We start from the raw sequence: 19,799 nt of genomic DNA, 5'->3' as shown, positions 1-19,799 counted from the left end.
GCTTACTGATCCACGCGGTTCGCGTTGGCGTACTCGACGATCTTGTCGAGCTGACCCTTCGCGTCCGCCTCGCCGTTCACGGCCAGAGCGATCTGCTGGGTCATGTACGTCGCCATGTCGGAGGTCCACTGGAACGGGATGGCCTTGGCATCCTCCATCGCGGTGAACACGGTGTCGATCGCGGCGAGCTGCTTCTCATCGGTGATCGACGACGAGATGTTCTCGACCACGGCGTCGCCTCCGGTGGACGTGCCGGGCGCGGTGCCGACCGCGAGCGACGAGAACGCGACCTGGTTCTCCTCGTTCGTGGCGAACTCGGCGAAGGCGAGAGCGGCCTCCTTGTTGTCGGAGTCGGCCGAGATGTTGAGGCCCTGCACATAGAGGGGCGGGATGCCGAGTCGCTGCGTGGCGACGGTGTTCTCGAGCAGTGCGGGCGCGTCCTTCGCGAGATCGGTCGTGAAGCCGGTGCCGCCGGTCGTGAAGGCGACCTTCTCCTGGATGTAGGCCTCGGCGTTTCCGCCGTAGTCACCGGTCAGGGCCTCCGCGGGCATCGCGCCGGCCGCGTAGGCGTCGGCGTACTTCTCGATGATCGCGGCGGCCTCATCCGTGTTGAAGTCGAACTCGCCCTCGTCGTCGATGACCTCCATGCCGGCCGACGTGAAGGTGTCGAGCGCGGGGATCGACGACAGCAGCTGGACCTTGCCGCCGGATTCGGTGGCCACGTCCTGCGCGAGGGTGAGCAGCTCGTCGACGGTCGTGGGGAGATTGTCCTGGGTGACGCCGTAGGGGGCGAGCTGGGCGAGGTTCCACCACGAGGCGTCGCTCGAGAGATACCAGGGCAGACCGTAGGTTCCCTCGACGCCGGGGTACTGGCTGTATGCGTCCCACGCGCCGGTGTTGTAGGCCGACGTGAGATCGGGGTCGGCCGTCTCGATGTCGACGAGCTTGCCGGCCGCGACCAGCGGGTAGGCGATGTCCGGCGGCAGGTTGAGGACGTCGGGAAGGGTGTCGGCGTTCGCCTGGCTGAGGATCTTCTCCTGGTAGCCGTCGCCCGGCTGGTCGAGCCACTCGACCGTGACGTCAGGGTGCTCCTTCTCGAACGCGTCGATGAGGTCTTCGAAGTACGGGGTGAACTTCTCGTTCTTCAGCGACCAGGTCTGGAACTGGATCGTTCCGCTCAGCTCGCCGGAGGTGTCGATCGGACCCGCGGCGTCCGATCCGGTGGCACCTCCGGTGCAGCCTGCGAGCGCCAGGGCGCCGATCGTGAATGTTGCCAGAGCGACAATGCGTGCGGGAACTTTCATCGTGCTTCTTCCTCGAGGCGGGCGATTGGCGGTGTCCGCTCGGCGGACTACAACGCTTTAGCAGATGAAACCATCCGAATCTCGCCCTGTCAAGGTCTCGGTGTCCTCGCCCTGTCCTATGGCGAAATCGTGGTAGGCGGGTCGCTACTCAAGCGTTATAGTGGTGCGACCTGTCCTCGTCCGAGGGCTCTGTCGGAAAGGTCCGGAGACATGACGCAGCGCCGCGCTCTCGATGCTCGCCTGAGATTCGGGGCGAACTACACGCCGTCGAAGGACTGGATGCACTCGTGGCTCGACTTCACGCCCGATGACGTGCGGCGCGATTTCGCCGCGCTCGCCGAGCTGGGGCTCGACCATGTGCGGGTCTTCCCGCTCTGGACGGTGCTGCAGCCGAATCGCACCCTGATCCGCCGCACGGCGGTCGAGGACGTGCGCGCCGTGGTCGACATCGCCGCGGAGTTCGGGCTCGATGCGAGCGTCGACGTGATCCAGGGGCACCTGTCGAGCTTCGACTTCGTCCCCTCCTGGCTCTCCACCTGGCACGACCGCAACATGTTCACCGACCCGAAGGCGCTCAGCGGCCAGGTCGATCTCGTCACGACGCTCGCCGGCGCGCTGGGTGACGCAGAGAACTTCCTCGGGCTCACGCTCGGCAACGAGACGAACCAGTTCTCGGCGCACACGCATCCCTCGCCCTGGCCCGTCACGATCGACGAGGCCGGCACCTGGATCGAATCCCTGCTCGCCGCCGCCGAGAGTGCGGCGCCGGGTCTGCCGCACGTGCACAGCGAGTACGACGCCGTCTGGTACATGGACGGGCACGGCTTCACGCCTGCGCACGCCTCGCGACTCGGGGCGATGACGACGATCCATTCCTGGATCTTCAACGGCACGGCGCAGCGATACGGCGGGCGCTCGATCGCCTCGGACCGCCACGCCGAATACCTCATCGAGCTCTCCCGCGCCTTCGCGAACGATCTCGATCGACCCGTGTGGCTGCAGGAGGTGGGGGCACCGTCGAACTGCCTCGACGAGAGCGAGATGCCCGGCTTCCTCGAGGCGACTCTGCGATCGGCCCTCCGCACCGAGAACCTCTGGGGCGTGACCTGGTGGTGCTCGCACGACGTGAGCCGAGAGCTGGGGGATTTCCCCGAGCTGGAGTACTCCCTCGGCCTGATCGATCAGAATGGCGCGGCCAAGCCGATCGGCCGCCGGTTCGCCGAGCTGATCCCCGAACTGCGCGACCGCACCGCTGCTCCCGTCCGCGACACCGCGATCGTGGTCGAGGTCGACGAGCGCGAGGTGCCGCTCAGCCGTGCGGCGCTCAGCCCGGGCGGCGCGGTGTTCCAGGCCTGGGTGGATGCCTGCGCCGACGGCCTCGACCCGGCGTTCGTGACCTCGCTGACCGCCGGCGACGACGCGGCGCTCGCCGCGCGCGGCATCCGTCGGCTGATCCGCCCCGACCTGTCCGCGAGCGCGGTCGATCCCTACGGCTCGGTCAACACCGTCGTCGGAGCCTGAGCGCGCCGGTCGCTCAGGCCGGAGGAGCCGGGGGAGCCGTGCTCTCGCGCGCGCTGAGGGTCGGTGTCGGGCCCTGGGCGCTGGGCAGGTTCTCACCTGCGACGATCTGCTGCAGCAGCAGGGTCGCCGCCTGTTCGCCGAGTTCGAACGTGTCGCGGGTCATCGCGGTGATCGAGGGGTTGATGAGCCCGGCGATCACCGAGTCGTCGAACGAGGCGATCGAGACGTCGCGGGGCACAGAGCGACCCATCTCCTGCGCGACCCTGAGGCCCGCCACCGCCATCACGTCGTTGTCGTAGACGATCGCCGTGGGGCGCAGGCGCCCCGAGAGCTGCGCCCGCGTGACCGATGAGGCGCGAGCGGGGGAGAAGTCGGTGGTGATCACCTCGCCGGCGATGCCGTCGGATGCCATGCCGTGCAGCACCTCGGCGCGCAGCCGCGTGTGCTCGAGCTCGGCGGGTCCGGCGACGTAGGCGATGCGGGTGTGTCCGAGCGCGGCGAGGTAGGAGAAGAGCGTCTCGGCCACCTCGTCGTCGGCGATCCAGACGCTGGGCACGGCGCCTTCGGGAGACGGCTTCGAGCCGATCATCACGGCCCGTGCGTCGAGGGCGGCGATGCGGTCGCTGCGCGGATCGTCGTCGCGCGGGTCGATGAGGATGATGCCGTCGACCTGACTCGACGACCGCCACTGCCGGTGCACCTCCATCTCCTCGGCGATGTCGGAGACCAGGCGCAGCTGGAGGCTGACCTTGCTCGCCGACAATCGGGACTCGATGCCGGCGATGAGGTCGGTGAAGAAGGCTTCGGAGCCGAGCGAGCGGGCCGGTCGAGCGAGCGCGAAGCCGACGGTGTTCGCGCGGGCGCCGACGAGTGCCCGCGCGGCGGAACTCGGCTGCCAGTGGTTCTCCTCGACGATGGAGAGGATCCTCTGACGGGTCTCCTCGCTCACGCCGGGACGCCCGTTGAGGGCGAAGGACACAGCCCCGGGAGACACTCCGGCCATGCGCGCGATGTCGGCGATCGTCACGCGTTTGCCCGTTGTCATGGCCCTCACCCTACTTGATCGGTTTAGTCGCTCGGAAGCCGCGCGACGGCCTGTGACGGTCGATACTAGATCGCTTTAGTAAATCCGATAGCATTGTCGGCATCCCCCTCCTCGCCGAGGGTGGATGCTGTCCCCCCTCACCGTCGAGCCCGGAGAACCACACCCATGCATGACGACACCTCGCTCACCGTCGGCCGCGTCACGCGCGTGCTCGACGAGCGCATCCGCCCGGCCATCCACTCGGCTTCGGTGCCGCTGGCGATCGAGGTGAACGAGCTTCCGGGGGAGCCGATCAGCCCCTCCGAAGGACTGGCGCTCGCGTTCACGCCGGCGTCCGTGCCGAGCATGTGGGGGCCGGCCTGGTCGACGACGTGGTTCAAGCTGACAGGCCGGGTGCCCGCGGAGTGGGCCGGCCGCCGTGTCGAGGCCGTGATCGACCTCGGGTTCGACATCAACATGCCCGGCTTCCAGTGCGAGGCACTGGCCTACCGCGCCGATGGAACGCCGATCAAGAGCATCAACCCCCGCAACCAGTGGGTGCCGATCGCCGAGACCGCCGAGGGCGATGAGCCGGTCGAGCTCTACCTCGAGGCGGCGGCCAACCCCGTGCTGCTCGACTACCACCCCTTCCTCCCCACTCAGGAGGGCGACATCCGCACCTCCTCGCCGGACCCCCTGTATCGCACCCGCCGCATCGACCTCGCCGTGTTCGAGCGCGAGGTCTTCGAGCTGTCCCTCGACCTCGAGGTGCTGTTCGAGCTGCAGGCCGAACTGCCGGCGACCGCGCCGCGGCGCATGCGCATCCTGCAGGCGATGGACGACGCCCTCGACGTGCTCGACCTGCAGCGCATCGCCGAGACCGCCGCCGCCGCCCGCGCGCAGCTGGCCGATGCCCTGGCCGCCCCCGCCGAGGCGAGTGCGCACCGCATCTCGGCCGTCGGGCACGCGCACATCGACTCGGCCTGGCTGTGGCCGGTGCGCGAGACGATCCGCAAGGTCGCGCGCACCACGTCGTCGATGACCACGCTCATCGAGGAGCAGCCCGACTTCCTCTACGGCATGTCGAGCGCCCAGCAGTACGCCTGGATCAAGGAGCATCGCCCCGAGGTCTACGCCCGCGTGAAGGCGGCCGTCGCCGAGGGGCGGTTCCTTCCGCTGGGCGGCATGTGGGTCGAGTCCGACACCGTGATGCCCACGGGCGAATCGCTCGTGCGTCAGTTCTCGTTCGGCCAGCGCTTCTTCGAGCGCGAGTTCGGCATCCGGTCGAAGGGGGTCTGGCTGCCCGACAGCTTCGGCTACTCGCCGGCGCTGCCGCAGCTCATGCGCCGTGCGGGATTCGAGTGGTTCTTCACGCAGAAGATCTCGTGGAACCAGCAGAACGTCTTCCCGCACCACACCTTCCTGTGGGAGGGCATCGACGGTTCGCAGATGTTCACGCACTTCCCGTCGATGGACACCTACAACTCGCAGCTCAGCGGCATGGAGGTCGCCAAGGCCTCGCGCCAGTTCAAGGAGAACCGCGTGACGTCGCGGTCGATCGCCCCGGTCGGATGGGGTGACGGCGGTGGCGGCACCACACGCGAGATGACCGGCAAGGCCGCGCGCCTCGAGAACCTCGAGGGCAGCGCGCAGGTCGTGTGGGAGCACCCCGACACCTTCTTCGACGCGGCACGAGCCGAACTCCCGAACCCGGCCGTGTGGGTCGGCGAGCTCTACCTCGAGCTGCACCGTGGAACCCTGACCAGCCAGCACGCCACGAAGGCCCTGCACCGCTGGGCCGAGCATGCGCTCGTCGAGGCCGAGCTGTGGGCGGCGACGGATGCCGTGCGCACCGGGGCCGCATACCCCCAGGCCGAGTTCGATCGCCTGTGGCAGATCGTGCTGCTGCATGAATTCCACGACATCCTGCCCGGCACCTCGATCGCGTGGGTGCACCGCGAGGCCGTCGAGGTGCTCTCGGGTGTGCTCTCCGACGCGCAGGATCTCGCGGACGCCGCCCGTCGATCGCTCGCCGGCCAGGGCGACCGAGAGCTGCGATTCGTGCCGAACTCGGTCGCAGGGGGTCGCTCTCTGGGCGCCGCCTTCGTCGAGGCGCCGACCGCAGCATCCGTCTCGCTCACCGAGGAGGCCGGCGGCTGGCGTCTCGAGAACGACCTCGTCTCGGTGCTGGTCTCGGCGGAGGGGCTCATCGTCTCGGCGGTCGACAGGGCATCCGGTCGGGAGGCCGTGGCCGAGGGGCGCGCGGCGAACCTGTTCCAGCTGCACCAGGACTTCCCGAACATGTGGGACGCGTGGGACATCGACAAGTACTACCGCAACAGCGTCGAGGACCTCACCGAGGTGGCCTCGATCGACGCATCGGTCATCGACGGTGTCGCCACCGTCACCGTCACCCGGTCGTTCTCGGAATCGACGATCGAGCAGACGATCGTCCTCGCTCCCGGCTCCCGCACGGTGGCGCTGCGCAACGACATCGACTGGCACGAGACCGAGAAGCTGCTCAAGCTGGCGTTCCCGCTCGACATCCAGGCCGCGCATACCGAGGCCGAGACGCAGTTCGGCTACCAGTCGCGCGTGACGCACACGAACACGAGCTGGGAGGCGGCGAAGTTCGAGACCTCGATGCACCGATTCGTGCTGGTGCGCGAGCAGGACTTCGGCGTCGCCCTCGTGAACGACTCGATCTACGGGTACGACACGTCGCGCGAGGTGTCGGATGACGCGGTCGCCACGACCGTGCGCCTGTCGCTGCTGCGCGCTCCGCGGTTCCCCGACCCCGACACCGATCACGGTCACCACGCCATCGAGGTGGGCTTCGTGATCGGGGCGGATGCCGCGATCGCGACGGCCGAGGGCATCGCGCTCAACAGTCCCGCGACGGTCGTGCGCGGCGAGCGCGAGGTCGAGCCGCTGGTGTCGGTGCACGGGGACGGCATCGTCGTCTCGGGCGTGAAGCTGGCCGATGACGGGTCCGGCGACGTGATCGTGCGTCTCTACGAGGCGCTGGGGCGACGGGCGACCGGATCGATCACGGCGGAGTTCGCACACGCCGAGATCCGCGAGGTGTCGCTCATCGAAGACGCTCTGGACGACGCGCGCGTGGGCGGTGAGCTGCGACTGCGCCCGTTCGAGGTGCGGACGCTGCGCATCGTGCGCTGAGCGCGATCCCGGTCCGGCCCCGCGCGCGCTGAACGTGCCATTGCGGCGGTCGCCGCGCGGGGAGGACGATGGGCGGATGGCCACCCTCGACGATGTCCGCGAGATCGCTCTCGCTCTCCCCGGTGTGACCGAGCAGGTCGGCGGTCACACCGGAGAGCCGTCATGGCGCCTGCCGAGTGGCCAGATCGTGTGGGTGCGCGGTCCCAGCAAGGTGGATCTCCGCCAGCTCGCCGACCTCGGGCTCGACTGGCCGGACGGCCCGGTGGTCGGCGTGCGCGTGGCGAGCCTCGAGGAGAAGGCGGCGCTGCTCGCGGCCGAGCCGAACGGGCTGTTCTCCATTCCGCACTTCGATGGCTACCCGGGGCTGCTCGTGCAGCTCGATGCGGTCGAGCGCGACCGGCTCGCCGAGATCATCGCGGATGCCTGGCTGATGCGGGCCCCGGTGCTCGTGGCGAAGAGATGGCTCGAGGAGCGCGGGCTCGACTGATCAGGGCTCTGTCAGGAACGGCCGGGCGGCGTCGAGGAAGGCGCGAGGGTCGTCGGCCCAGAGCCGGATGCGGTCGACTCGATGCGTCCCGCCCTTCGGCGCGAGGCCGGGCAGCCGGATCTCGACCGGGCGCTCGAGCTCGACCTCGATGTTGGTCTCGTCCTGCATCCGCTCGGCGTACTCCGACCCCGTGATGCGTGGCTGTTTGGGTTCGTCGACGCGACGGCTGATCGCCACCGACGCGATGTCGGTCCAGCCGATCGGCACATCGAGTTCGAGTCCGCTGCGGACGCGGATCCCGTCGGGACCCACGGTGTGCGGGCGCATGAGCATCGCACAGAGCAGTCCGACCATCCAGGTGACGCCCCAGATTCCGAGCACCAGCAGCGTGATGCGCACCGCGGGCCACCGGTGGACGATGAGGTCGAGGATCGGGATCTCGACCGCCGAGAGTCCGATGAAGATGAACAGCACCGTGAGCACGGGGCGGTGGTAGCCGATGCCGGTGCCGCCCTGCGGGACCGCCGGACGACGGGCGATAGCCCGCGCGATGCTCGAGTAGACGCGGAGCTCCGCGATCCATGCGCGATGGAGGACGTTGAGGATGCGGGCCAGGCGGGTCGGCCGCGGAGTGGCCGCCCGCAGCTGCTCGGTCATCGCGCCCCCTCGGGCCCGGTGGCTCCGGCCGCCGTGACGAGACTCTCCAGATGTGCGACGACTGCCGACAGCCCGCGCTCGACGGCGGGGCGGTCTGTCGGGTCGATCGCGCTCAGAAGCGTCGCATTGAGCTGCTCGTGCTCCTCCTGCATCCGCGTCATCGTCTCGACGGCGGTCGGGGTCAGCTCGACGAGGACCGCTCGTCGATCGGTCGGGTGGGCAGATCGGCGGACGTGCCCCGACTTCTCGAGTGCGTCGACGAGCCCGGTGATGTTGCGCGGGCTGACCTCGCAGAGCCGGGCCAGGGACTGCTGCGTCGACGGTCCGGCGTGCTGCAGCACCCAGAGCAGGTGCACACGGGCCGTCGTCAGGCCGGTGCCCTCGAAGGCGCGGGCCATGTCGCGCTGGAAGAGATCGGTGATCTGCAGCAGACGGTCGACGAAGAGCGGTTCCATGGTCGTGATGATACTACATTGTTACCTGTATTCACTAGTTTTACGCTCCTCCTCCACTCTCGTCCTCGACCCCATCGTCTCGACCGTCCTCGCCTTCCCCTCATGCTGCTCGCGGTAGTCCTCTGCCTTCGTCAGCGCACTGTATCGAGAGATTGGAATATGGCTTTGACCTGGGGTAATTGGGTGCGATTTCGGGCCGTGAATGTCGGTGCCTGCGTGTTGACTCAGGGGTATGAACAGCACTGCACAGCTTCTGGATCGGGTCATCGCCGACCTCGATGCAGTGCTGTCCGATGACGGGCTCGCGGCGTTGTCGGATGCGGAGCGGGTCACCGTGCTGCAGGGTGCGGGGGCGGTATTCCGACGTGCCGAAGCGGTCATCGTCGAGACGGTCGCGACTGGCGACGTAGTCGACTTTCCGCATTCGGCGGGGTGTCGGGGGCTGCGCGAGTTGTTGCAGCGCACCGTGCGTGTGGATGTGCGTGCCGCGAGCAGGGTCGACAGGGTCGTCGACCTGGTGCGGCGACCTCTGAGTCTGGCGGGGGAGCGGATGCCGGCACGGTGGTCGGAGATGCGGCTGGCGCTGCTGGACGGGGTGGTCGGGGTCACGGGGTTCCTGGCTGCGACGGGGCCGATCGAAATGGTGTGGGATCGGCTCACGGTCGAGCAGCGGTTGGCGGCGGATGTCGCATTGGCGGGGTGCGCGCGAGGCCACGGCCTCGACGTGGGCGCCTCAGTTGCGGATGGCGAACCCGATTCGGATGGTGGCGAGGGTGTGGCGGGTCCTGCGCCGACGGCGCAGGACCTGACGGCTCTCGCGGAGGATCTCGCGTCGATATTCGATCCGGACGGTGAGGAACCGAAGGATGAGGGAGCGCGGCGTCGTCGGGGCGTCACGATCGGCCGGTTGAAGGATGGCGTGCATGCGATCCGGGGGTATCTGACCCCGGAGGTCGCGGCGCAGTTCCAGCTGATCCTGGATGCGATCCTCAACCCCAAAGGCGAGGGGGCGCCCATGCCCGGGGTGCATTTCGCCCCGAGCGACGGTAGCCCTGCGTCCGACGATGCGGATGCGGATGCGGAGGGTGCTGATCCGTTCAACTCGGATCCGCGGCGCGTGCTCGATGACCGCACTGCGGCGCAGAAGCGGCACGACGCCCTCGCCATGGTCTTCGCCATCGCCGCCCGTCACCACGAGATGCCCACGCTCGGCGGATCCGCACCCGTCCTCGTGGTGAATGTCGACGCGGCGGACCTCGCCCCTCATTCCGCGGGGGCCGCCGGTGCCGCCGCTGCCGGCTTCGGATCGACGAGCCGAAGCGGTGGCGCAGGAGGGTGGGCGACAATCCCCGGGTCGGGTGCACATGTGCCCGTCTCGGTCGCCGCGCACGTCGGCTGCGCCGGGACGATCCAACGAGTCCTTTTCGATGAGGGGCGGATCATCGGCATCACGACCACCGATCGGGTGTTCACGCTGCATCAGCGGCGGGCGATCGTCGCTCGCGACAAGGAGTGCCTGATCCCCGGCTGCCATGTCCCGGCATCCTGGTGCGAGATCCACCACGTCACGGAACATGCCAGAGGTGGTCCGACGCATACGGACAACGGTGTGCCGTTGTGTTGGTGGCACCACCGATCGCTCGGCGCATCCGGATGGGTCATCCGGATGGAAGGAGGCGTCCCGCAGGTCCGCGGGCCGAGGTGGTGGGACCCCGACCAACGATGGCGCACACCGAAACTCAGCCTCCTGAAACTCAGCCTCCAGAAACGAGAGAAGGTGCGGGGTGCGCGAGGCGAGATCTGAGGCTGGCGTGCGCCGAGTGTCCTCGCGCATCACGAGAGCGCGAGGGCGACGGTCAGGCCGGATCGAGTCGCAGCACCTCGGGCGATTCGCCGCCGGAGAGTTCGTCGGCGACGCGGATGCTGCGGGCCAGCTCGTCGAGCGCGCCATCGAGGGTGCCGAAACGCTCCTTGTCGCTGCACACCGCCGTGAGAGTCACGAGATGGGTGCCGGTGTCCCACGTGTAGGTGACGAACGGAGGGGAAGAGGGCGTAGGGGGCATCGCGACCACGAGCTTCTCGCCCGCGCCCAGCCAGCGGCTGGTGAACGACTGGGTGTCGTCGTAGTCCATCGGCATCGAGGCCCGCGCGATGCGCACCTCGGGGGTCAGCGCCTGCACGGTGGCCATCGCGACGACGAGCTCGGGTTCTGCCTTCCACGTCCAGACCAGCACGCGGCCGTCGGCACGGCGCATCAGCATCGGAGTCGCCTGGCTCATGGCCCACGCTCCGAGCTTCGAACCCGGGCGCTCTGTCGCGCCCATCGCCGAGTTCACCTGGCCCAGCAGCATCCGGATCGCCGCCTTGCGATGCCGTCGCCCCTTCCACCCGAGCGAGTCGGTGACGGGGATCCACTGTCGGGCGTCGGCGTCGGCAGTCAGTCGCATGCCTCCACGCTAGAGGGTGAGGCTGGGGGATGGCGGTATGCCTCGGGCGCTCGGTCAGGGCCCTCCGGTAGAGTGGCCAGCGCCCGACCGGGCTCCCTGGCCGCCGTACCGTAAGGCAGAATGTCTTCCTCTCCCTCCGATTCGACGAGTGCTCCCGAGACCGGGCCGCGTCCGCTGCGCATCCTGATCGGATGCGACACGTTCGCCCCTGACATCAACGGGGCCGCCCGCTTCGCCGAGCGCCTCGCGGCGGGGCTCGTGCAGCGCGGCCACGACGTGCATGTGGTCGCGCCGAACCTCGAGTACCGACGCACTCCCGCGCGGACCGAGGTGATCGAGGGCGAGCCGATGACGATGCATCGGCTCCCGTCGGTGCGCTGGGCTCCCCACGACTGGCTGCGGTTCGTCTGGCCGTGGCGCGTGAAGCACTACGCCCGCAGGATCCTCGATGAAGTGCAGCCCGACGTCGTGCACATCCAGTCGCACATCGTGATCGGTCGCGGTCTCTCGCGCATCGCGCACGAGCGCGGCATCCCGGTGATCGCCACCAACCACGTGATGGCCGAGAACATCCTCGACCACACCACGATGCCGAAGTTCGTCGACGACCTCGTGCTCCGCTGGGCGTGGGGCGATGCGAAGCGTACGTTCGCCCTCACCCGTGCGATCACCACACCGACACGTCGCGCGGCCGACTTCCTCGAGCGCACCGTCGCCGTCGAGAACGTGATCCCGGTCAGCTGCGGCATCGACCGCAGCCAGTACACCCCGGTGATCGCCCCCCGCGAGAAGAACCGCATCATCTTCGTCGGCCGCCTGACCGCCGAGAAGCAGGTCGAGGTCATCCTCGACGCTCTGACGAAGCTCGATCCTGCGCTCGACGCCACCTTCGACATCGTCGGCGGCGGCGATCAGCGCAAGAACCTCGAGAACCTCACCAACCAGTTGGGCCTCTCCGACCGCGTGACCTTCCACGGGCGCACGACCGACGAGGAGCTCCGTGCACTGCTGTCGCGGGCCTCGGTGTTCACGATCGCCTCGATCGCCGAGCTGCAGTCGATCGCCACGATGGAGGCCATGGCCTCGGCGCTGCCGATCGTCGCGGCCGACGCGGTCGCCCTTCCCCACCTGGTCCACGACGGCGAGAACGGCTACCTGTTCGAGCCCGGCGACGCCGACGCGCTCGCCGCACGCCTCACCGATGTGCTCACCGCGTCTCCCGCGGAATACGAGCGCATGCAGCGGGCGTCGCTCGACGGCGTGGCGATCCACGACATCAACCGCACCCTCGACACGTTCGAGGCGCTGTACCGCGACGAGTCGCTCCCCGAGTGACGGGAACCGCCATGCACGTCGTCTTCTTCGGCGATCAGCACCTCGACTCGCTCGGCGGGGCACAGGTCTCGATGCGGCTGCAGCGGCAGTTCCTCGAACGCGCGGGTCACACGGTCACGGTCGTCGCGCCCCGGATGCACGGGTCGCGCGCCTCCGCGGCGGGGGTCGGTGACGTCGACCTGCCGTCGATGCCGATCACCCTCGACCGCGAGTACTCCATGAGCTGGCCGGGCCGTGCCACCGATCGGTTCCTCGACAGGGCGATGACGCATCGGCCGCCGGTCGACCTGGTGCACGTGCAGGCCGACTTCTGGGGCGCGTTCATCGGCCATCGGTTCGCGGCGCGGCACGGGGTCCCCGTGGTGCACACCATGCACAACCGGGTCGACGTCGGCATCGCCGCGGTCACCCCGCTGCACCGGCCGGTGCTGTCGGTGCTCAACCTCTGGCGTCGGTCCGCGCTGCGTGCCCTCGGCGAACCGGTGGGCGGACGCGACGGCTGGGCCTATCTGCGCGGGATCGCGATCGGGGCCTCGGCCGTGACCGCCCCCTCGACGCACTTCGCCCGCCGACTCGAAGAACACGGCGTCTTCTCGCCCGTCGACGTCGTGTGGAACGGCATCGACGACGACATCCGCGAGCAGACCCTGTCCGCGGCCCCCGCCGAACGGGCTCCGGGCCGCCCGCGTCTGGTCTGGCTCGGTCGCATGAGTCCCGAGAAACGACTGCTGCCGTTCCTCCAGGCCTTCGTCGCATCGGGGGTCGACGTCGACCTCGAGATCATCGGCGGCGGCGCTCAGCGGGCAGCCGCCGAGAAGATCGTCGCCGGGATGCCCCACGTGCGCTTCGCCGGCACGCTCAGCTACCCGCAGACCCTCGCTCGCATCGCGGCGGCGGATGCGCTCGTGCAGACGTCGATCGGCTTCGAGACGCAGGGGATGACGCCGTTCGAGGCCGCGACCCTCGGCACGCCGTCGGTGATCTGCGACCCCGACATCGCCGCCGAGCTGGGCGGCGGCCTCTGGGCGGTGCCCGGAGCCGCGGGCACCGAAGACCAGCGTCGGGCCGGTCTCATCGACACGCTGCGTCGCGCGGCATCCGACATCGCGTCGGGCGATGCGCCGATGCCCGTGCAGCAGGTCTCCGAGGCGTTCCGGCAGTCATCGCGCACGGCCGCGATGATCGAGATCTACGAGAGGGTGCTCGCGAGCTGAGCCGTCGGCGCAGCGGGTCGTCGCTCAGAACGGCAGGGCGTAGAACAGGTTCGACACCCACGAGACCAGGATCCCGGCGAGCTGCGCGGCGGTGATGCCGATCGCGATGCCGGGGAGCAGCTTCGACCCGGGCCTCCTCGCGCCCACGATGCCGAGCAGGAGTGCGGCCAGAGCGACGAGGAAGATCAGCCCGTTGCCGATCGTCCCGAAGGCGCCGATCGCGACCGCGTCGTAGGCCCAGCGGTAGATCAGCGGGTACGAGACGGACACCACCAGGCTGAGGCCGAGCGACACCAGGGCGAGGATGAACGCGAGGCGTCCGGGGCCGGCGGTCGGGGCGGCGGAGGATGCGCCGGCGTGCGGCGGAGCGCTCGGGTACTGCGGAGCGCCGGGGTGCTGCGGGGCTCCGGGGTGCTGCTGCGTGCCGGGGTACTGCGGAGCGCCCGAGTACTGCGGAGCGCTCGGGTACTGCGGAGCGCCGGGGGACTGCGGGCCCGCCTGGTGCGGCGGGGGGCTTCCGTACGGCTGCGCGGGGGGCTGCTGCGGCTCGCTCATGCAGTCGAGCGTAGCGGCGTGCGACTCCCGGCGTGAGCAGGCTCGACGACTCTCCGCCGCAGTGATGGTTCAGCGGTACGTGTGGCCGGATTCGGCGCGGTCGAGAGTGTCGCGGCCGCCGAGGCGCGTCCAGTCGGTGGGCTCCTGCCGATAGCCGTCGCGGCGGAGCTCGACCACGGTCGCGACGATGGCCCAGGCGGAGAGGGCGAGGAGGAGGATGAGGATGACCATGGCAGAAATGCTATGTTCGCGCTTGATCAGCCACGAGTGGCAGAATAGACTGCGAGCGTACGAAAACTGCCATCGTCGGGAGAAGCCATGATGAAGACCGTCGCCTGTGTCGTCCAAGACGGATTCGCGCCGTTCGAGTTCGGTCTCGCGTGCGAGGCGTTCGGTCTGGATCGGTCGAACGACGGCGTCCCGAACTTCGACTTCCGGGTCATCGCCCCGCATCCGGGCGTCGTGACATCGAAGCTCGGCTTCTCGATCAACGTCGAGCACGATCTGTCGTTCGCCTATGAGGCCGACCTCGTGGTCTTCTGCCCCGTTCCGCGGGAGTACTGGCCGCAGATCGATCCGCTGCTGCTCGACCTCGCTCGAGACGCGGTGGCGCGCGGCGCCTGGGTGCTGACCATCTGCAGCGCCTCGTTCATCCTCGGGGCCGCCGGCGTGCTCGACGGGCGTCGGGCGACCACGCACTGGATGTACTCCGACGTGATGGCCGAGATGTACCCGCAGATCGACATCGACCCCGACGTGCTGTTCGTGCAGGACGGGCGCATCATCACGAGCGCCGGCACGGCGGCGGGGATCGACGCGTGCCTGCACCTGCTGCGCCAGGAGCTGGGTGCAGAGCTGACCAACCGCATCGCCCGCCGCATGGTGGTGCCGCCGCAGCGCGACGGCGGGCAGGCGCAGTTCATCGACCGGCCGATCCCCGTCGTGCCGAGCGACTCGCTCGCGGCGGTCGCCGACTGGGCGGTCGAACACCTGCGCGACGACCTGGGTGTCGATCAGCTCGCCGCACGCGCGCTGATGTCGCCGCGCACCTTCGCCCGCCGGTTCAAGGCCGAGTACGGGGCGACGCCGGCGGCCTGGCTCGCTCGGCAGCGGGTGCTGCACGCCCAGCGACTGCTCGAACGCAGCGACCTCGCGCTCGATCAGATCGCCGACGAGTGCGGCTTCGGCTCTGCCGCGGTGCTGCGGCAGAACTTCTCCCGCGTCCTCGGCACGACGCCGACCGCCTATCGGGCACGCTTCTCGTGCGTCGACGAGACCGAGTCGTCTGCGGCCTGAGCGCGAGCGCATCGATGTCGGCACCGGTGTCGGCGCCGGTGTCCGTCGTGGTCAGTGGTCCCAGTGGCCGGGGCTGGGGAGTGCGCGATAGTCGACGTCGACGCCGGCGGGCGTGACGGATGCCGTGCAGTACAGCAGCGACTGCGTGGGGTATCCGTGCGGGCGGTTGTCGCGGATGATCGCCCTGTCGTCTTCGGGGTCGAGCCGCGCGGACGCGCCGAGCAGGGTCGTCCAGTCGGCGGGCCAGTCGAGGCTGTCGGCGGCGGGCCCGAGCGCCCGGAACTCGGGCAGCCATGCGGCGATACGCGGGGTCTCGGGATCGTCGAGGTCGTCGTGGGCGATCATGTGGATGCCGTCACTGATCGGCGTCTCCCGCAGCTCGGCACCGTCCCAGCTCAGCACCCGCGATCCTTCCGGGCGCACCTCGAGCAGGTTGAAGCCGTGCATCGTCAGCGGTGCGATCGGCGAGCGCCCCGCCACCGACTCCAGTGCGAGCGAGCCGCGGGACACGGCGACGTCGTCGGCGAGATCCACCACGTCGGCGCGGTTGAGCAGCACGGCGAGGCGGTGCTCCGTCGGGTTCACGGCGAGCCACGCTCCGCCGGCGCGGCGATCGCGGATGCCCGAGACCCCGGGATACGCGTCGGGCCACCACTCGCCGAGAGCATCCCACTCCCGCTGCGGGTCCTCGTCTCGCACTGCGAGAAGCCGTGCGGCCCCGCGCTCCGCCACATCGATCACCACGGTGCACACGGAGACAAGTCTAGGAGCGGCGAACCACGGCGGGCGGGCGCCGACCCGCGGGCGCGGATGCTGCGGCAGAATCGAACCGTGAACATCGTCGTCGGGGTTACGGGTGGCATCGCCGCATACAAGACAGTGCACCTGGTGCGTCTGCTGACCAAGGCGGGTCACGATGTGACCGTCGTGCCCACGGAAGACGCCCTGCGCTTCGTGGGGACCCCGACGTGGGAGGCGCTGAGCCGGCATCCCGTCACCACGAGCGTGCACGACGACGTCGCCCGTGTTCGCCATGTCGCGCTCGGGCAGAACGCCGACCTGGTGATCGTCGCACCGGCTACGGCCAACACGATCGCCAAGATCACCGCGGGCATCGCCGACGACCTGCTCGGCACCACGCTGCTCGCGACCGAGGCGCCGGTGCTGCTCGCACCCGCCATGCACGCCGAGATGTGGCGCAACGCCGCCACCCAGGCGAACACCGCGACCCTGCGCGGGCGCGGGGTGCACCTGGTGGGTCCGGCCGACGGCGAGCTCGCCGGCGGCGACAGCGGTCCGGGGCGCATGGTCGAGCCCGAGGAGATCGTCGAGGCGGCCCTCGCGCTCGTCGCTCCGCAGGACCTGGCGGGCGTGCGTGTGGCGATCTCGGCGGGCGGCACCCGCGAGCCCATCGATCCCGTGCGTTTCCTCGGCAATCGGTCGAGCGGCAGACAGGGCGTCGCGCTCGCCGCCGAGGCCGCCGCGCGAGGAGCGGTCGTGACGTTGGTCGCGGCGAACGTGTCGGGCGATGTGCAGGCCGAGGCGCGGCATCCCTCGATCCGCGTGGTGGCCGTCGGCACCGCAGCCGAGCTCTCGACGGCGATGAAGGATGCCGCGTCGGCGGCGGACATCGTGATCATGGCCGCCGCGGTGGCCGACTATCGGCCGGCTTCCGTCTCGGCGCACAAGCTCACGAAGGAGCAGGGTCTGCTGACGCGGCTCGAGCTCGTGGAGAACGAAGACGTGGTGGCGGCGCTCGCGGCATCGCGGGCGGAGGGCGCCGCGCCCGAGGGGCAGACGATCGTCGCGTTCGCCGCCGAGACGTCGGAGTCGGCCGACGAGCGTCGGGATCGCGCCCGGCGAAAGCGCGAGCGCAAGGGGGTCGACCTGCTCGCGGTGAATCTCGCGAATGCCGAGCAGGGGTTCGAGCGTCACGACAACGAGGTCGAGATCGTCGGAGCCGGGGGAGAGGTCGTCGCCGTTGCCGCGGGAGCGAAGCGCGAGGTCGCCCGAGTGATCCTGGATACTGTGCGCTCGGTGCGCTAAACTTGAGTCACGTCCACTCAACTTTTTCGGACGTCGACCAGAGAAGTGACCAGAAGGAGTCTCCCAGGAGGAACACATGCCAGGCCCACAGAGCGCACAGAACGACGACCAGCAGTCCGCCCTCGAGCAGTTCGGGATCAACCTCACCGACCGTGCCCGACAGGGAAAGCTCGACCCCGTGATCGGTCGAGACAGCGAGATCCGGCGAGTCAGCCAGGTGCTCACCCGTCGCACCAAGAACAACCCGGTTCTCATCGGCGAGCCCGGAGTCGGCAAGACGGCCGTGGTCGAAGGCCTCGCCCAGCGCATCGTCGCGGGTGACGTCGCCGAGTCGCTCAAGGACAAGCAGCTGGTGTCGCTCGACATCTCGGCCCTGGTCGCCGGCGCGATGTACCGCGGACAGTTCGAGGAGCGGCTCAAGAGCGTGCTCAAGGAGATCACCGAGTCCGAGGGTCGCATCATCACCTTCATCGACGAGCTGCACGTGCTCATGGGCGCGGGCGGCGGCGAGGGATCCGTCGCGGCGTCGAACATGCTCAAGCCCATGCTCGCCCGCGGTGAGCTGCGCCTGATCGGCGCCACCACGCTCAACGAGTACCGCGAGTTCATCGAGAAGGATGCCGCACTCGAGCGACGCTTCCAGCAGGTCTACGTCGGCGAGCCGACGGTCGAGGACACGATCGCGATCCTCCGCGGGCTCAAGGGCCGGTACGAGGCGCATCACGGGGTGACGATCTCCGACAGCGCCCTGGTCGCCTCCGCCGCGCTCTCGAACCGCTATCTGCCGGCGCGGCAGCTGCCCGACAAGGCCATCGACCTGATCGATGAGTCGATGTCGCGCCTCAAGATGGAGATCGACTCGTCTCCCGTCGAGATCGACCAGCTCAAGCGGCAGGTCGATCGCATGAAGCTCGAGGAGCTCGCACTCAAGCGCGAGAAGGACGCCGCGTCGAAGGAGCGCCTGGGCGCGCTGCGCGAGCAGCTCGTCGGAATGGAGAAGGAGCTCGCCGAGCTCGAAGCCCGATGGGCTCGCGAGCGTCAGGGCCTGAACCGCGTCGGCGAGCTGAAGAAGCAGCTCGATGAGGCCGTCACGCAGCGTGACCTCGCGATGCGCGAGGCCGACTACACCCGTGCCTCCAAGCTCGAGTACGAGACCATCAAACGCCTGGAGCGCGAGATCGCCGAGGCCGAACAGGCCGAGGCGACCGTGTCGTCCGAGCCGCGCATGGTGAATGAGCAGGTCACCGACGAGGACATCGCCGCCGTGATCGCCGCATGGACCGGCATCCCTGTCGGACGCCTTCTGCAGGGTGAGAGCGAGAAGCTCCTGCACCTCGAGTCCGAACTCGGCCGACGCCTGATCGGGCAGAAGGATGCCGTCAAGGCCGTCTCCGACGCGGTCCGGCGCTCGCGTGCGGGGATCAGCGACCCCGGTCGCCCCACCGGATCCTTCCTGTTCCTCGGTCCGACCGGAGTCGGCAAGACCGAGCTCGCCAAGGCTCTCGCGCAGTTCCTCTTCGATGACGAGCACGCCATGGTGCGCATCGACATGTCGGAGTACGGCGAGAAGCACTCGGTCTCGCGGCTCGTCGGCGCCCCTCCCGGATACGTCGGCTACGAGCAGGGCGGTCAGCTCACCGAGGCGGTGCGGCGCCGTCCGTACAGCGTGATCCTGCTCGACGAGGTCGAGAAGGCGCACCCCGAGGTGTTCGACGTGCTGCTGCAGGTGCTCGACGACGGCCGTCTCACCGACGGCCAGGGTCGCACGGTCGACTTCTCGAACGTCATCCTGATCCTCACGTCGAACCTCGGCTCGCCGATCCTCATCGACCCGACGCTGTCGCCCGACGCGAAGCGCGAGCAGGTGATGGCTCTCGTGCACCAGGCCTTCCGCCCGGAGTTCCTCAACCGCCTCGACGACATCGTGATGTTCTCGGCGCTCAGTCAGGACGACCTCGCGCAGATCGTCGAACTCTCGATCGACCAGCTGCATGATCGGCTGCGCGATCGGCGGCTCACGCTCGCCGTCACGCCGGATGCCCGGTCGTGGCTCGCCGAGCGGGGGTACGACCCGATGTTCGGCGCCCGCCCGCTGCGCCGTCTGATCCAGTCCGAGGTGCAGAACAAGCTCGCGACGGCGCTGCTCTCCGGCGGTGTGCACGACGGCGACACCGTGCGCGTCGATGTGGCGGTCGACGGCACCGGACTCGTCCTCACCTCGACCGCGCCCGAGCCGGACGATGACGTGATCGAGGCCGAGCTGATCGACGACTAGGTC

Annotated in this window: 17 protein-coding genes; 9 read left to right on the top strand and 8 right to left on the bottom strand. The window is 69.2% G+C overall.

Going from position 1 to position 19,799, the window contains the following annotated elements; all coding sequences use genetic code 11:
• Window positions 1-2: 2 nt before the first annotated feature.
• Window positions 3-1,304 carry an ABC transporter substrate-binding protein gene (locus tag HWD99_RS09525; RefSeq protein ID WP_241796006.1) on the bottom strand — a complete coding sequence of 434 codons (1,302 nt, stop codon included), beginning with the start codon at window positions 1,302-1,304 and terminating at the stop codon, window positions 3-5.
• Window positions 1,305-1,514: 210 nt separating this feature from the next.
• Between HWD99_RS09525 and HWD99_RS09520 the strand changes: the two genes are divergently transcribed.
• Window positions 1,515-2,825 carry a glycosyl hydrolase gene (locus HWD99_RS09520; RefSeq protein ID WP_241796005.1) on the top strand — a complete coding sequence of 437 codons (1,311 nt, stop codon included), beginning with the start codon at window positions 1,515-1,517 and terminating at the stop codon, window positions 2,823-2,825.
• 13 nt (window positions 2,826-2,838) lie between these two features.
• Here the strand turns inward: HWD99_RS09520 and HWD99_RS09515 are convergent, their stop codons facing one another.
• The gene (locus HWD99_RS09515) at window positions 2,839-3,870 is read right to left on the bottom strand and encodes a LacI family DNA-binding transcriptional regulator (protein WP_241796004.1); all 1,032 of its coding nucleotides are present in this window, start codon (window positions 3,868-3,870) and stop codon (window positions 2,839-2,841) included.
• Between the two features lie 165 nt (window positions 3,871-4,035).
• On the opposite strand from HWD99_RS09515, the gene HWD99_RS09510 reads away from it, so the two are divergent.
• Both HWD99_RS09510 and HWD99_RS09505 read left to right on the top strand, forming a co-directional pair.
• Window positions 4,036-7,029: a glycoside hydrolase family 38 C-terminal domain-containing protein gene (locus HWD99_RS09510; protein ID WP_241796003.1), complete on the top strand. Its 2,994-nt coding sequence runs from the start codon at window positions 4,036-4,038 to the stop codon at window positions 7,027-7,029.
• A 76-nt stretch (window positions 7,030-7,105) separates the two neighbouring features.
• Window positions 7,106-7,516, top strand: coding sequence for an MmcQ/YjbR family DNA-binding protein (locus tag HWD99_RS09505; protein WP_241796002.1), 411 nt, complete (start codon window positions 7,106-7,108; stop codon window positions 7,514-7,516).
• Here HWD99_RS09505 and HWD99_RS09500 read toward each other — a convergent pair whose 3' ends face one another.
• Both HWD99_RS09500 and HWD99_RS09495 read right to left on the bottom strand, forming a co-directional pair.
• On the bottom strand, window positions 7,517-8,173 hold the full coding sequence (locus tag HWD99_RS09500; RefSeq protein WP_241796001.1) for a hypothetical protein: 657 nt from the start codon (window positions 8,171-8,173) through the stop codon (window positions 7,517-7,519).
• Window positions 8,170-8,628 carry a MarR family winged helix-turn-helix transcriptional regulator gene (locus tag HWD99_RS09495; protein ID WP_241796000.1) on the bottom strand — a complete coding sequence of 153 codons (459 nt, stop codon included), beginning with the start codon at window positions 8,626-8,628 and terminating at the stop codon, window positions 8,170-8,172. The genes HWD99_RS09500 and HWD99_RS09495 overlap by 4 nt, the downstream gene beginning before the upstream one ends.
• Window positions 8,629-8,860: 232 nt before the next feature.
• Between HWD99_RS09495 and HWD99_RS09490 the strand changes: the two genes are divergently transcribed.
• Entirely contained in the window at window positions 8,861-10,432 is a 1,572-nt protein-coding gene (locus tag HWD99_RS09490; protein ID WP_241795999.1) for an HNH endonuclease signature motif containing protein, read from the top strand.
• A gap of 52 nt (window positions 10,433-10,484) precedes the next feature.
• Here HWD99_RS09490 and HWD99_RS09485 read toward each other — a convergent pair whose 3' ends face one another.
• Window positions 10,485-11,075 carry a hypothetical protein gene (locus HWD99_RS09485; protein WP_241795998.1) on the bottom strand — a complete coding sequence of 197 codons (591 nt, stop codon included), beginning with the start codon at window positions 11,073-11,075 and terminating at the stop codon, window positions 10,485-10,487.
• A gap of 120 nt (window positions 11,076-11,195) precedes the next feature.
• Between HWD99_RS09485 and HWD99_RS09480 the strand changes: the two genes are divergently transcribed.
• Together HWD99_RS09480 and HWD99_RS09475 are read left to right on the top strand one after the other, a co-directional pair.
• Window positions 11,196-12,410 carry a glycosyltransferase gene (locus HWD99_RS09480; protein WP_241795997.1) on the top strand — a complete coding sequence of 405 codons (1,215 nt, stop codon included), beginning with the start codon at window positions 11,196-11,198 and terminating at the stop codon, window positions 12,408-12,410.
• Entirely contained in the window at window positions 12,407-13,624 is a 1,218-nt protein-coding gene (locus HWD99_RS09475; protein ID WP_308220706.1) for a glycosyltransferase, read from the top strand. Before HWD99_RS09480 ends, HWD99_RS09475 begins: the two co-directional genes overlap by 4 nt.
• A gap of 24 nt (window positions 13,625-13,648) precedes the next feature.
• Here the strand turns inward: HWD99_RS09475 and HWD99_RS09470 are convergent, their stop codons facing one another.
• The gene (locus tag HWD99_RS09470) at window positions 13,649-14,179 is read right to left on the bottom strand and encodes a hypothetical protein (protein WP_241795996.1); all 531 of its coding nucleotides are present in this window, start codon (window positions 14,177-14,179) and stop codon (window positions 13,649-13,651) included.
• 69 nt (window positions 14,180-14,248) lie between these two features.
• Complete coding sequence (locus HWD99_RS09465; RefSeq protein ID WP_241795995.1) at window positions 14,249-14,410, bottom strand: hypothetical protein; 162 nt, start codon at window positions 14,408-14,410, stop codon at window positions 14,249-14,251.
• Between the two features lie 90 nt (window positions 14,411-14,500).
• Here HWD99_RS09465 and HWD99_RS09460 point away from each other — a divergent pair, with 90 nt between their 5' ends.
• On the top strand, window positions 14,501-15,475 hold the full coding sequence (locus tag HWD99_RS09460; RefSeq protein WP_241796152.1) for a GlxA family transcriptional regulator: 975 nt from the start codon (window positions 14,501-14,503) through the stop codon (window positions 15,473-15,475).
• Window positions 15,476-15,526: 51 nt separating this feature from the next.
• Here HWD99_RS09460 and HWD99_RS09455 read toward each other — a convergent pair whose 3' ends face one another.
• Complete coding sequence (locus HWD99_RS09455; protein ID WP_241795994.1) at window positions 15,527-16,228, bottom strand: NRDE family protein; 702 nt, start codon at window positions 16,226-16,228, stop codon at window positions 15,527-15,529.
• Between the two features lie 78 nt (window positions 16,229-16,306).
• Here HWD99_RS09455 and coaBC point away from each other — a divergent pair, with 78 nt between their 5' ends.
• The gene (gene coaBC / locus HWD99_RS09450; RefSeq protein WP_241795993.1) at window positions 16,307-17,521 is read left to right on the top strand and encodes a bifunctional phosphopantothenoylcysteine decarboxylase/phosphopantothenate--cysteine ligase CoaBC; all 1,215 of its coding nucleotides are present in this window, start codon (window positions 16,307-16,309) and stop codon (window positions 17,519-17,521) included.
• A gap of 76 nt (window positions 17,522-17,597) precedes the next feature.
• A complete protein-coding gene (locus HWD99_RS09445; protein ID WP_241795992.1) occupies window positions 17,598-19,796 on the top strand; it encodes an ATP-dependent Clp protease ATP-binding subunit in 2,199 nt (732 codons plus the stop codon).
• Window positions 19,797-19,799: the final 3 nt, after the last annotated feature.

This window comes from Microbacterium sp. C5A9 (genome assembly GCF_022627955.1).
Classification (GTDB): domain Bacteria; phylum Actinomycetota; class Actinomycetes; order Actinomycetales; family Microbacteriaceae; genus Microbacterium.
The sequence above is the reverse complement of the archived record's forward strand: the minus strand, read 5'-3'. Positions and strand labels throughout refer to the sequence as shown.